Origin of the sequence: Paenibacillus ginsengihumi DSM 21568, assembly GCF_000380965.1 — a bacterium.
GTDB classification, from domain to species: Bacteria; Bacillota; Bacilli; order Paenibacillales; family NBRC-103111; genus Paenibacillus_G; species Paenibacillus_G ginsengihumi.
Map to the genome: position 1 here is coordinate 34,064 of NZ_KB905561.1, position 12,868 is coordinate 46,931.

The 12,868-nt window shown below is 58.9% G+C and carries 12 protein-coding genes; 6 read left to right on the plus strand and 6 right to left on the minus strand.

What is annotated here, in order from left to right:
• Window positions 1–752: 752 nt before the first annotated feature.
• Both glgP and ylbJ read right to left on the minus strand, forming a co-directional pair.
• A complete protein-coding gene (gene glgP, locus F591_RS0109700) occupies window positions 753–3,365 on the minus strand; it encodes an alpha-glucan family phosphorylase (RefSeq protein WP_019534402.1) in 2,613 nt (870 codons plus the stop codon).
• A gap of 36 nt (window positions 3,366–3,401) precedes the next feature.
• The gene (gene ylbJ, locus F591_RS0109705) at window positions 3,402–4,652 is read right to left on the minus strand and encodes a sporulation integral membrane protein YlbJ (RefSeq protein ID WP_019534403.1); all 1,251 of its coding nucleotides are present in this window, start codon (window positions 4,650–4,652) and stop codon (window positions 3,402–3,404) included.
• A 336-nt stretch (window positions 4,653–4,988) separates the two neighbouring features.
• On the opposite strand from ylbJ, the gene F591_RS0109715 reads away from it, so the two are divergent.
• Both F591_RS0109715 and F591_RS27750 read left to right on the plus strand, forming a co-directional pair.
• Window positions 4,989–5,369 (plus strand): globin domain-containing protein, encoded by a 381-nt coding sequence (locus tag F591_RS0109715; protein ID WP_019534405.1) that lies wholly within the window; start codon window positions 4,989–4,991, stop codon window positions 5,367–5,369.
• 53 nt (window positions 5,370–5,422) lie between these two features.
• The gene (locus F591_RS27750) at window positions 5,423–6,172 is read left to right on the plus strand and encodes a DUF2225 domain-containing protein (RefSeq protein ID WP_019534406.1); all 750 of its coding nucleotides are present in this window, start codon (window positions 5,423–5,425) and stop codon (window positions 6,170–6,172) included.
• A 185-nt stretch (window positions 6,173–6,357) separates the two neighbouring features.
• Here F591_RS27750 and F591_RS0109725 read toward each other — a convergent pair whose 3' ends face one another.
• The gene (locus F591_RS0109725; RefSeq protein ID WP_019534407.1) at window positions 6,358–6,597 is read right to left on the minus strand and encodes a hypothetical protein; all 240 of its coding nucleotides are present in this window, start codon (window positions 6,595–6,597) and stop codon (window positions 6,358–6,360) included.
• Window positions 6,594–6,749, minus strand: coding sequence for a YycC family protein (locus tag F591_RS30235; protein ID WP_019534408.1), 156 nt, complete (start codon window positions 6,747–6,749; stop codon window positions 6,594–6,596). Before F591_RS30235 ends, F591_RS0109725 begins: the two co-directional genes overlap by 4 nt.
• A gap of 364 nt (window positions 6,750–7,113) precedes the next feature.
• Here F591_RS30235 and F591_RS0109735 point away from each other — a divergent pair, with 364 nt between their 5' ends.
• From F591_RS0109735 to F591_RS0109745, 3 genes are all read left to right on the plus strand, one after another.
• Complete coding sequence (locus F591_RS0109735; protein ID WP_019534409.1) at window positions 7,114–8,907, plus strand: M3 family oligoendopeptidase; 1,794 nt, start codon at window positions 7,114–7,116, stop codon at window positions 8,905–8,907.
• Between the two features lie 52 nt (window positions 8,908–8,959).
• Complete coding sequence (locus tag F591_RS0109740) at window positions 8,960–9,349, plus strand: VOC family protein (protein WP_019534410.1); 390 nt, start codon at window positions 8,960–8,962, stop codon at window positions 9,347–9,349.
• Between the two features lie 221 nt (window positions 9,350–9,570).
• Window positions 9,571–9,948, plus strand: a complete 378-nt coding sequence (locus F591_RS0109745; RefSeq protein WP_019534411.1) for a hypothetical protein — start codon at window positions 9,571–9,573, stop codon at window positions 9,946–9,948.
• 200 nt (window positions 9,949–10,148) lie between these two features.
• Here the strand turns inward: F591_RS0109745 and F591_RS0109750 are convergent, their stop codons facing one another.
• Complete coding sequence (locus F591_RS0109750) at window positions 10,149–10,376, minus strand: alpha/beta-type small acid-soluble spore protein (protein ID WP_019534412.1); 228 nt, start codon at window positions 10,374–10,376, stop codon at window positions 10,149–10,151.
• Window positions 10,377–11,307: 931 nt separating this feature from the next.
• On the opposite strand from F591_RS0109750, the gene F591_RS0109755 reads away from it, so the two are divergent.
• Window positions 11,308–11,793, plus strand: a complete 486-nt coding sequence (locus F591_RS0109755; protein WP_019534413.1) for a hypothetical protein — start codon at window positions 11,308–11,310, stop codon at window positions 11,791–11,793.
• Between the two features lie 68 nt (window positions 11,794–11,861).
• Here F591_RS0109755 and F591_RS0109760 read toward each other — a convergent pair whose 3' ends face one another.
• On the minus strand, window positions 11,862–12,854 hold the full coding sequence (locus F591_RS0109760) for a TIGR03943 family putative permease subunit (RefSeq protein WP_019534414.1): 993 nt from the start codon (window positions 12,852–12,854) through the stop codon (window positions 11,862–11,864).
• Window positions 12,855–12,868 lie beyond the last annotated feature (14 nt).

Consider the following 12,868-nt stretch of genomic DNA (forward strand, 5'->3'; position numbering starts at 1 on the left):
AGCGTTCGGACTCCGCGTCATCGTGCGAACTTCGCGACGGCGTTCGGACTCCGCGTCATCGTGCGAACGATGCGTTAGCGCGGCCCCTCCCCGGCACATGTGGCGAGAAATCCTGCAAAAAATGCAACATTTTCCGGCATCTCCGCTCCAGAGGAAGGGGAATGTTGTATTTCGTGCAACAATTTAGGCGGAGTTGGCTTCAAACCCGGGAACATCGCCCGAAATGTTGCACAAAGTGCAACATTAAGCCGCCAATAGGGTTGATCCCCCGGTTATTGTTGTACAAAATGCAACATTTGCAGGCTCTCTTGAAAAATTGGATGGAATTCTCCGGCGAATTTTCAGGCACCGCAGGTGATGACCGATGACGACAGGAATCCCTCGTCATAGGCGTCTCTCTTGAAAAACGCCTAGGTCTCCAGACCTGTTTTTGTCTTCTGATGGTGCCGCGCAAGCAGGCATAGTTGTCTATTACATAATAATCAATTGCTTCCCAGAATACAATGCCCGTCCTGCCTTCCCTCCGAGAGAAAGCCTGGCCGGACGGCCGGCCAACAGGCAAAGACCGGAATCGCCGCGGCGGATACACCTGTCGAATCCGGTCCTGATGGATGCTGCGATATGCACCGCCTGCGGCCTCCGAGAAGCTGTACGTTGTCGGGCGGCCAGCATCGTCAGGCCGCCTGCCGTCGGCTTCAGCCTGCCGATACCGGGCCTGTTGGCTTATCTCCCCGCCAAAGGCCGCCCGGCGCTTAAAAGGCTGTCACGAGCGGGAGCTCGAACGGATGCGCGAAATTGTCGCTGACCGGGCGCGCCCTCAGGCTGAAATGCGCCCCGTGCCGCAGATGCCGCGGAATGCGCGCGCTGTACTGCACTGTGTGATGGTGCAGCTGTCGGGCGGGAGTCATGGCGACGATAACCGGATGCCAGCCGTCCGGCCGCTCTTCGTAGTAAATGAGCTCCAGCGCCACGTCCTTGTGCCAGATCGGGCCGAGCTTCAAGGTAGCGGTCACTTCCTTAAGCTCGGCGGACGGAGCGCCGTCCGGCGTCGATCCTCCGTCGTTGACCTCCACAATGCGGACCTCGCGCCAATGCTCCAGCATAAACCGCTTGAAATCGGCGACTGCCGCCGCTTCCTTGCCGCCGTCCGCCATGAGCCGCTCCGCCCGCCGCAGGGAAGGGATATACACCTCGCTTACGTAATCCCGCACCATCCGGTGCGTGTTATAGACGGGGGCCAGCGTGGCGATGGAGCGCTTCATTCGCTCGATCCATTTCAGCGGCAGCTCTGCCCCGTCGTAATAAAGCGGTGCGATCTCTTCCTCCAGCGTCCGGAAAATCGATTCCGCGCTGGCGCGATCCTGCGTCTCCCAGTCCGCTTCGCCGCCGTCGCGGATAGCCCAGCCGTTGCTTCCGTCATAGCCTTCTTCCCACCAGCCATCAAGCACGCTGAAGTGAAGGACGCCGTTCACAGCCGCCTTCATGCCGCTGGTGCCGCTCGCCTCGTGCGGCCGCCGCGGATTGTTCAGCCAGACGTCCACGCCCTGGACGAGCTGCCTGGCCAGGCTTATGTCGTAGTTTTCGAGCAGGACCACCTTGCCGCGGAACCGCTCCATTCTGGACACGCGGTCGATGTCGCGGATCATCTCCTGTCCGGGAGCATCGGCCGGATGAGCTTTTCCGGCGAAGATGAGCTGCACCGGCCGCTCGGGATGGTTGACGAGCCGGTCCAGCCGCTCCAGATCGCTGACGATGAGCCGGGCTCGCTTGTAGGTGGCGAAGCGGCGGGCAAAGCCGATCGTCAGCACGTCCGGCGACAGGCAGGTCAGCGCCTCGCTGACCGCCTCCTGCGATCCGCCCATGCGCCGCTGCCGCTCGGCCAGGTTGGCGCGGACGCGGCCGATCAGGCGCTGCTTGAGCTGCCTGTGAGCGTGCCACAGCGTCTCCGGCGGAATCAGCTCGAGCCCCCGCCAAATATGCGGCTCGGCCTGCTGGAGCGGCCAGGAACCGGGAAGGCAGCGGTCAAGCAGGCTTTTCAGCTCGGGGGCCAGCCAGGTGGAGAGATGGACGCCGTTCGTGATGTGCCCGATCGGCACGTCCCGCGCCTCAAGCGGCCCGTGGAACGCTCTGAACATGTTCCGCGAGACGTGCCCGTGCAGCCGGCTGACGCCGTTGCGCAGCGCCGCCGTGCTGAGGGCGAGATACGTCATGTTGAACAGCTGGCGGTCCTCCTCCAGCCCGAGACGAAGCAGGTCATCCCGATGATCCGGGTAACGGCTCAGCAGCCAGCCCAAATAATACTCGAGCATGGGCAGAGGAAAGGCGTCGTGGCCTGCCGGCACAGGCGTATGCGTGGTGAACGCCGTGCCGGCCCGCACCGCCTCGAGCGCCGCCGGGAACGGCAGCCCTTCGTCGAGATGCTCGCGAATGCGTTCGAGCGCAAGGAAAGCGGCATGGCCCTCATTCATGTGAAACACGGCCGGGGAAATGCCGAGCGCCCGCAGCACCTTCACGCCGCCGATGCCAAGCAGCAATTCCTGGGCGATTCGCACATCGGGGCCGCCGCCGTAGAGCTGTGCCGTCAGCTCGCGGTCCCAGGGGCTGTTGCCGTCCACGTCGGCATCGAGCAGGTAGACCGGGATGCGGCCGACCCGGACGAGCCAAACCTGCACCTGCACGATGCGGTCCGCCACAGGAACCTCTACCAGAAGAGGCGCTGGGCTGGCGCCGGACTTTTCGTCAGCTGCTTTCTCAGCCGCCTGATCCGCCTCCTTGTCCGTGTCCTTCCGGCCGCCGCCAGTAGGCGGGGCCGGAACAAGAGAAATCGGCAACTCTTCCGGCTCGAGTCGCATCGGTTCGGCGAGCTGGTTCCCGTCTGCGTCCAGCTTTTGGCGGAAATATCCCTTCTTGTACAGAAGTCCGACGCCGACCAGCGGAACGCCGAGATCGCTGGCCGATTTGCAATGATCGCCCGCCAGCACGCCGAGGCCGCCCGAATAGATCGGCAGCGACTCGTGCAAGCCGAATTCGGCGGAAAAATAGGCGATAATCCGTCCCCCGTGCTCGGGATACGTATCGTCGAACCACGTACCCGCCCTGCGGCAATCGTCCCACCGGCGCATCACGTTGCGGTACAGCCGCATGTACGCCGAATCTTTCGTCAGCGCGAGCAGCGATTCCTCGTCCGTTTCCTTCAGCAGCTTGACAGGATTGAAACCGCTGGCTTGCCACCGCTCCCGGTCAATGCGGGCGAACAGCTCGCACGCCTCCTCGTTCCAGCTGAACCAAAGATTATACGCCAGCTCGGAGAGGCCGGAGATCGCCTCAGGCAGCTGGAGGCGTGCTTGATTGAAACAGTGTGGCATCGTCTCACCTACTTTTTGAATAATGGAATGGGCACATTAACGGGCCATGCGCCTGACACATGCGCGCCCTGCGCAGATCGCCGCCGAGACAAGCAGCATCAGGGCCAGCAGCCCGGCGCCGCCGGCGATGGAGTAAGGCATCGTCTGCCGCAGCCAGGCGGCAGGGGAATCCGCGGCGCCGGGCAGCGGCAGCGGCCCCCAGGCGGCCAGCGTCTCCTGCGGCGGCGCGAGCCAGCTCCATAAGAGGAACACCAGCGCGCAGGAGATCAGCCCGTGCAGCGCTCTGGCGAACAGGAACGGGCCGTAGCGCAGGTTCGTATGGTGCAGCAGACTCATCGCTTGAGCGTGCACCGACAGCCCGGCCCAGGCCAGCACCCAGGAGGCGATCGCCGCTTGGTGCAGCAGCGAGCCGCCGGCGGAAGCCGCCGATTTCACCCCGAGCGTGACTTCGAACAGGCCGTTGGCGATGGCTTCCGCCAGGCCGGCGGGGAAGGAGAACCACTGCAGCGCCGTGTGGAGGACAGCGTACAGGAGCTGCATCATGTTGGCCGAAGCCAGCACCTCCATCACGACGGAGAAAAACACGACGAGTCCGCCGATCACCAGCACGAGCCTGAGCGCCGCGCCGACGCCTTCCTGCAGCATGAGCCCGAGCGGGCGGCCGTCGCTTATGCGCGCCTCGTGCATCGCGTCGAGCGCTTGCCTTATAATGCCGCCGCGTCTGTGGCGAAGACGTTCGGGGGCGGCTGCGGAATCGCGGCGCTCCCGCTTGCTGCAGCCGTGAAAACGCATCACGAGCCCTACGAGCACGGCGCCGCCGTAGTGGGCCGCTGCCAGCAGCATGGCCAGGGCGGGATTATGGAAAAACCCGACCGATACAGCTCCAATCAGAAAGATCGGGTCCGACGATGTCGTGAAGGAGACGAGCCGCTCTCCCTCCTCCCGGTTCAGCAGGCGCTGCTCCCACAGCTGGGAGGTCAGGCGGGCGCCCACGGGATAGCCGGACACAAAGCCCATGGTCATGACGAAGCCGCCGATGCCGGGGACGCGAAAGACGGGGCGCATGAGCGGGTCCAGCAGCGTCCCGAAAAAATGGACCAATCCCATACCCAGCATCACCTCGGACAGCACCAAAAATGGAAACAGCGCGGGGAAGAGGACATCCCACCAGATGCCGACTCCTTTGACGGCAGCGCGGAGCGACTCCGCGGGAAACGCCGCCATCAGCAAGGCCAGGCCAATCGCCAGCAAAGCGGCGGGAAAAAACGCGGACAGTTTGAGGCGCATGGCAACGACTCCCTTCTCGGTTCAAGCGTCGGACGAACCCTTCATTTCACCATATGTCCTTGTCCTGCAAGACATGACGCTCCTTCTGTACAAGCGTAACGAAAAAAACATACACGCGGGGCGCAAGCGGCTAATCATTCATCGGGCTTTATGGTACAATGGAACCATAACGATAGGGAGGGTGATCCTTATGATGGGTGTCATTGCCGGCATTATCGTCTGCGCTTTTGTCTATGTCATAAGGGAGACGCTGATGAACGCCGAGGAAGACGCTTAAGCGAAGGCTGACAGACCCTGCCTTGCCTCACAACGATAACCGCCAGGAGATGAGAGGGTATGCCGGAAGAAACGCATGGAACCTTTTACGAAGCGATGGGTGGGGCCGAGACGATCCGCCGGATCGTCGAAGCTTTTTATCCGAAGGTACAAGCCCATCCGTTACTCGGGCCGCTGTTTCCCGAGGACATCCGTCCGGTCATGGAGAAGCAATATATGTTTTTAAGCCAGTTTTTCGGCGGGCCTCCGCTTTATTCCGAGCGCTACGGGCATCCGATGATGCGCGCGCGGCATCTGCCCTTCCCGATTACGAAGGAACGGGCGGAAGCGTGGCTTGGCTGCATGAAGCAGGCGCTGGAGGAGACGGGAATGGAGCCGTCCTTGAGGGATGCGGTGCTGGAGAGGCTGCGCGGTCCGGCCTATCATTTCGTTAATTCATAGAAAAAGGCTAACAACAAGCACCGAAACACGGGGCTTAAAGGGGGGCGGTTAGGATGGAACCGCTGTTTCAGGTAAAGATCGATTGCGCGCATTGCGGGGAGGCGTTCCGCACGTCGAGAGTGCGCCCCAGCTTCAGGAAAACGGTCAAGACGGATGCGGACTTTTGCCTGCATTACAAGGACGTGAACCCCGATTATTACGTTGTGCGGGTATGCCCGCACTGCGGCTATGCCTCGACGGAAAATTTCTCGGATCTGACTCCGGCCGGACAGGCGGCGATCCAGGCGAACATTTCGGAGCAATGGCAGCGCCGCGATTTCGGCGGCGAGCGGTCGCGCGAGGACGCCATTCAAGCCTACAAGCTGGCCCTCGTCTGCGCCCAGCTCAAGAAGGAGAAGCGGCGGGTCATCGCCGGATTGCTGCACCATATCGCCTGGCTGTACCGCGAACAGGGCGACGGCGATCAGGAGCGGCGCTTCCTGCAGCACGCGCTGAACGAGTACATGCTCGTCTACGAGACCGGGATGGATGAGCTCAATCAGGCCCGGCTCATGTATTTGATCGGGGAGCTGAACCGCCGGCTCAAGCATTATCACGAAGCCGCCCGGTGGTTCTCCCGGGTCGTTAACGACAAGCGTATTATGGATGCGGCGATGATCCGCGCTTCCCGGGAGCAGTGGGCCGTTACCCGGGAAGAGATGAGGGCGGTGCAGGGGCAGCTTAAGGAAGAAGCGCAAGAAGTGCAGCAAGCAGAGAAAGTGCAGCAAGCGCAGGAAGCGCATATGCAGGAAAGACGCCTATGACGGGCGATTGCTGCGTCATCGGTCGTCGCCTGCGGTGTTGAAGAAAAAGGGACTGTCCCGGAGCCTCCGAGACGATGGTCAGCCTCAGGCCGCATGATTGCGGCGGCTGCGATTCGCCTGGGGCTCCCTGCGGACAGTCCCTTATGCATTGAGCGGCTTACGAAGCCTGGAAGCGATCGGCCATTCTATGCCTTGCGGCGCAGCGGGCGGGCGGCAAGCAGGTAATCGGCGTCGGCGTCGACCACTGTCATCTTGCCGCGGCAGCAGGGCAGCACGAGCAGCCGCTTGGCGCCTTCGCGGATGGCGGTCAAATCCTTCTCCTTAAGCGGCAGCAGCACATTGGGCGCTTGACAGAAGGGGCAGGAGTGAAGATACAGATCTGGCCCGTAACGCTCGTACGGCCACGTATTTTCGAACGGAATCATTCCGTCTCCTTCTTGGTGCCGGTCCTGGAAGCGAGCTCGGCCAGCTTCTGAAGCAAAATATGCTGCGGCATATGCATGAGATGCTCGATCGGCACGTTCAGCTCCTTGGCCAGCTTTTGGGCGGTTTCCGGGGAAATTTGCAGAGGCTTCATTGGCGAACGCTCCTTTCGCGCGAACGTTGTCGCGAATCGTAGTATTGTGTCCATTTAAACATAACCTCCGTAGGGAATTCAACCGGAAAAAGAGCCAGCGAGGCGTTTGGAACGAGCTCTTGAACAGTTGCCGGCTATCTGAAAAAAATTTCAACAACCGCAGGCCGCGGCGGATGACGAGCGGTTGTGTTCGCGCTCAACGTGGTGTCCTGATAATACGACGATGCTGCCGCGAATGATCCGTAACCGCAGGCGGCGGCCGGCATGACGGTGTCATAAGGATTGGTTTGTCGTAGGCGCCGGTCGGAAAATATGCTTTAATGAAGAAAGAAACAGGAACTTCCAGGAAAGGTGAGATGGAATCATGAATCGACCGTTGCCGCAAACATGGGATTTGGAACGTTTTTTTTCGGGAGGAAGCGGATCGCAGGCTTTCGCCGAGTTTTTGGGCAAGCTTGAGCGTACGCTGGCCGATTTGAACGCGGCGATCGCCGAATGGCGGCGACCAGGCAGCCCCGAAGCCGGCGCCGCGTCGCTGCTGCCGCTTGCGGAGCTGGCGCAGCAGGCGCTGCTGATGGTGCGCGAGGCCGATTCGTTCACCGCCTGCCTGGCGGCTGAGAATCAGGATGACAAGCAGGCGGTCATACTCGGCGGGCAGGTCCGCACGCTGGCGGCCGATTACGCTGCGGCAATGACCCGATTCGACGATGCGCTGGCGAAGATCGACGATGACCTATGGGCGGGCATGCTGGCGCGTCCGGAGCTTGCCGCGATCGCATACCCGCTTGACGAGCGAAGGACGCTCGCGGCCGAGAAGCTGCCGCCGGAGCTGGAAGCGCTGGCCGGCGATCTGGCTGTGGACGGCTACCACGGCTGGGGCGAGCTGTACAATACGACGGTCGGCAAATTCCGCATTTTGCTCGAGGAGAACGGGCGTACGGAAGCGCTATCCGCAGGTCAGGCGGCCAACCGGATGCATAGCGCCGACCGCGCCGTACGCGATCGCGTCTTCCGCCTGTGGGAAGAGGAATGGGCGAAGCATGCCGACTACTGCGCAGACGCGCTCAACCGTCTCGCCGGCTTCCGGCTGAAGCTGTATGAGCGCCGCGGCTGGGATTCGGTGCTGAAGGAGCCGCTCGCTATCAACCGGATGTCTGCGGAGACGCTGGATGCGATGTGGAGCGTGATCGAGAAGAGCAAGCCGGTTTTCGTCCGCTTTCTGGAGCGCAAAGCGAAGCTGCTAGGCCTCTATAAGCTCGGCTGGCACGACGTCGAGGCTCCGCTCGGCCAAGGAGGCCGCGTATACAGCTATGACGAGGGAGCGGAGCTGATCGTCCGGCAGTTCCGCCGCTTCAGCCCTAAGCTGGCGGAGTTCGCCGAGATGGCGCTGGAGAAGCGCTGGATTGAAGCGGAGGACCGGCCCGGCAAGCGCCCCGGAGGCTTTTGCACGTCGTTCCCGATCGCCAAGGAAACGCGCATTTTTATGACGTACGCCGGAACGGCTTCGAATGTGTCGACGCTTGCCCACGAGCTCGGACACGGCTACCACCAGCACGTGATGAATGACTTGCCGGCAATGGCCCAGGAATATGCGATGAACGTGGCGGAGACGGCATCCTCCTTTGCGGAGATGGTCGTGTCCGATGCGGCCGTCAAGGAGGCGGCGACGCCGGAAGAGAAGCTCGCACTGCTGGAGGACAAAATCCAGCGATCCGTCGCTTTTTATATGAACATCCACGCCCGTTTTCTGTTCGAGACCGCCTTTTACGAGGAGCGACGCCGCGGGTTGGTCGGCGTGGAGCGGCTGAACGAGCTGATGTTGGATGCCCAGCGCAAAGCTTATTGCGGCGCGTTGAGCGAATATCATCCTTATTTCTGGGCATCGAAGCTGCATTTTTATATTACCGAGGTGCCTTTTTATAATTTCCCTTATACGTTCGGCTACATGTTCAGCACAGGGCTGTATGCCGAGGCGATCAGCGGCGGAGCGAGCTTTGAAGACAAATATGCGGCGCTTTTGCGCGATACCGGGACGATGACGGTGGAAGATTTGGCGATGAAGCATTTGGGGGTCGATCTGCGCCGGGAAGAGTTCTGGCAGCGGGCGATGGATGTGACGACGGCGGATGTGGAGCAGTTCCTCGCTTTGACGGAATAGTTGAAGGTATGAGCATGGGGGATACGGAATAAAGGAAAGGAGTGCAAACAGGATGATCCAGGTTAGCGCCATGCATCATGTCAGTTTGCTCGTGACGGATTTGGAGCGGGCCAAGGCATTTTACCGGGAGGTGATCAGGCTGCAGGAGATCGAGCGGCCGCCGTTCGAATTTCCCGGGGCCTGGTTTGCGGTCGGCTCCTCCGGCCAGCAGCTTCACTTGATCGTGCATCGGGGGGAGTGCCTGCGTCAAGGGGGCATCGATTCGCGGGACGGGCATTTTGCGTTCAGGGTGACCAGCTTCAAGGATACGTTGGCCTGGCTCGACCGCTGCGGCATCGAATATGACGCCAGGCCGAATTCGAAAGCAGGGTTTCCGCAAATTTATGTGCTGGACCCGGACCGCAACATCATCGAGCTGAATGCCGAACACGCTGATCTATAAAGTATCGTATAGGTCTATAGAACTATATAAATAAACCGACTGTTTTCGACAATGCTTGAAAAACCATGTCTTTTTTTGTTATTTCATGTTGAATTCGATAAAAATATTTAAATAAAGTAAATTTTTATGTTGAAAAATAGGTAAAATGATCTATAATAGGTCTACAGCACTAGAACTAACATCATGGTTTCATATTATGCCGGAAAGGAGGTTTTTCATTCATGATTCGGAATACGCTGCCGCTGGCTAGGCAGTTGGATATGGTGTTTCGGGAGCTGAAAGAAGAACTCGCTCATTTGACTTCCGGTACCGTATTCGTGCAGATTCGCAACAATGTGGTCGGAAAGTTCGGGATTCGACATTTTCCGATCGAGAGCAAGGGGAACGAGCTTCGAAAAATGGACAAGGGATTGTCGGAAGTACACCAGCAATCGATCCGCCAAACCGCGCTTGAAGCGGTAAAGCTCATGCGCTGGACGCACGGCGAGATCCAGTTCGAATTCGCCATGAGGCAAAACCAGCTCTGCACAAGTGTCTGCTTCGAATCGAATTATAATATGTCCAACTTGCTGAACAAACCGTCCGAATGGAAGGACTAGCCGTAATACGAACGTCATTATTTATTCGTTATTCCTTATTGTCTTTTTTTCATGATCAGGGTATGTCTTGCCGTCCTGTCCACAATGCCGAAGTTGGCCTTGGCAGGGCGGCTTCTTGTTCCGGGATGCGAATCCGTTATAATAGAGAAAGGCGACTCCTGAGAGCCGCCGTGAAAGAAGTAAGTATACGGGAAGGCTGCTTATCTTTGGAAGCTGCCGGCCAGTTGCTGCTCGGCGATTTGAACGAGACGACGAGTGATGTGGCCACCAATCGCACCCGTATCGCGAGTAGCCATGAAGCCGTAGTATCCGTCTTGAGGGATTTGAATGCCCAGCTCTTGAGCAACCTCATACTTCATTTGTTCCAGAGCTTGCGAAGCTTGAGGAACAACCAGAACGTTGCTGCTGCGGGATTGTCCTGCGCCCATCGATATCACCTCCTGTTCGTTAGGTAGTATGTGCCAAAACGCGGTTTATACGCATGGCACCTGCTGGAAATTTCGACCACAAATCCTTTCCGTCCTTGGTCGTTACCTGCGGTTCAAGAAAATTCGCCGGAGGATTCCGTCCAATCTTCAAGAGAGTCAGCAAATGTTGTATTTTGTACAACAAAAACGGGGCAATAACCCCTATTTGCGGCTCAATGTTGCACTTTGTACAACATTTTAGCAATGATCCTCGATGTGGAGCCCATTTGCCTTCAAATTGTTGCACAAAATGCAACATTACCCTTCTTCTGGTGCGAAGAGGCCTGAAAATGTTGCATTTTTTGCAGGATTTGTCGCCTCATGTGCCCAGGGAGGGGCCGCGCTAACGCGGAGTTCGCACGCTGACGAGGAGCTGGATGCTAACGCGGAGTTCGCACGCTGCCGCTCAAGCGCAGCCTCGCTCATCTCTGGCGAAGGTGCTTCGGATAGAAGCTTCTCTTCATGCTCGCTGGTCTAGGGTGCTGTTTGCTGGGCTAACGCTAGCCAGAGAGCTTATTTCGCTCGAAACGATCAATTTGAAGTTGTAACGCAAGTGAGCAGCCTTATTTGGCATTTTGGGCTGCCGTATTCAACATTTCTGACCAAATAGCGTTACTTAGTTTCGTTACATTTTTATCAGGGCACGTTTTATCAAAATAGCGTTTGTCACTAGCGTTAGAAATTCGGAAGCTTCGGCGGGAGCGCGGAAAGAAACAGCTCAGGAAGGAACAGCCCAGGAAGAAGCAACTCAGGAAGGGAAAGCTGAAAAAACACAGCTTGGGCAGTTGAGGGCGCTTATGACGAGCGCTTCCTTACGTCATCGGTCGTCACCTGCGGTGTTGAAATTTTGTCGGCGTATATCGCCAAATTTTCAAGATAGGAGGTATTCGCCATGGCTTTTCGACTTACCTGCAATGGTTGGTCCCACGATGTCGGCCTGCAAATTATCCATGCGGACGTAAAGCTCGAAATCGACGGCGAGACGGTTATCGACGAGCCGCTGTGCGTCGATGTCGGCATGCCGGCCATGCTGCTCAGTTTGTACCGGGACGTCGACCCGGACCGTTGGAGCGAGCCGGACATGTGGGAGAGCAAGCCGTTCTTTTGCTGCGGCTGCGGCGATCCGGAATGCCGTGCGTTTTCGTTCCGGGTGCGTCATGAGGGGGAGCGGATCATGCTTACGGAGCTGGAGGAAAGGCAGGGGGATGAGCCGCGCATTTTGGTGGAATATGCGGTCGACCGCAAGGAGTACGCGGAGCAGGTTCGGCAGGTCGGCCAGCAGTTTGTCGAATTTGCGGACCGGCTTGATTACCGCCCGCTGTACCCGAATACGCTGGCTCATGCGAAATCGCTGCTCGCCGGCCATTCGCCCGGCTAAAAACCAGGCGCCGCCGGCTGCTGCATGAACGGGGGACAGGCTTCCCCGTCCCCCTGCATCGTATCGGCCTATGTTCCGAAATCGTAATTCGGATAAACATACGGCGTCTTCGCCGGTTCGGCCTTCGCCACCTTTTCCGGCTTCAGCACCATAATCTCCATGTCGTCGAATGTCGTCTTCCCGATCGTTCCCGTGACGGTTACCCAGCTGTCGGTGGCAAAGTTGCGGGCCCGGTCGTATTCGACCAGCACCCCGAACGGCGCAGCGTCCGCCGAGCAGCACTGCAACGAGAAGCGGCCGAGGACGAACTGGTTATCCTTCATATTCTCCTGGCGGTATACGAAGCCGGTCAGCTCCAGCTTTTTGCCGACGAACCGGTCCAGGTACAGATCGACCGTCGTCAGCGTCTCCATATACAGCTCTTCCTTCACCTGAATGACTTCGCTTTGATACAGCTCCTTGGCATATTTGGCATAGGCCCACGTAAATTTGTCGGACGGAAACAATTCGTCCAGGGACGCCTCGTCCTCTGCGGAAGCCGGCGGAACCGCTTCGGGAGCCGCAGGAGCGGCAGAAGCTTCCCCGTCCGAGGCATCGGCATCCGGCTTCGCGTCAAGCTCCGCAGCGCCCGGATCATCACCAGCTGCGCTGCCCGCTTTCTTGACCGAGCTTGCGCTGCTTAAGTTCATGCCTTTCTTCGCGGCCAGGCTCGAGCCCATCGTGGCGTCCGGCAGCAGGAAGCCGAGCAGCAGCGGAAACAGAAACAGCCCGTAGACGACGGCGTTTTTGAAGAGCGAGCGGGACGGCGTATGGTCGTGGCCGTCGCAGCTGCAGCTTGCGGCGCTGCCGCGCGGCGCAACAAAATGGCGCACCGCCAAATAAAGCTGATAGACGGCGGCTGCATACAGCCCGAGCGCCGACCATTTGACATAGTCGACCATGCGCGGGGCTATGTATAGGAATATGTTATCCGTTCTGACCAAATATACGATATAGACGGCAAAGCCGAGCAAAATCGACGATTTCAGCAAATGATGAAAGGCGAGCATGCGCGGGCTCAAGATTCACACTCCTT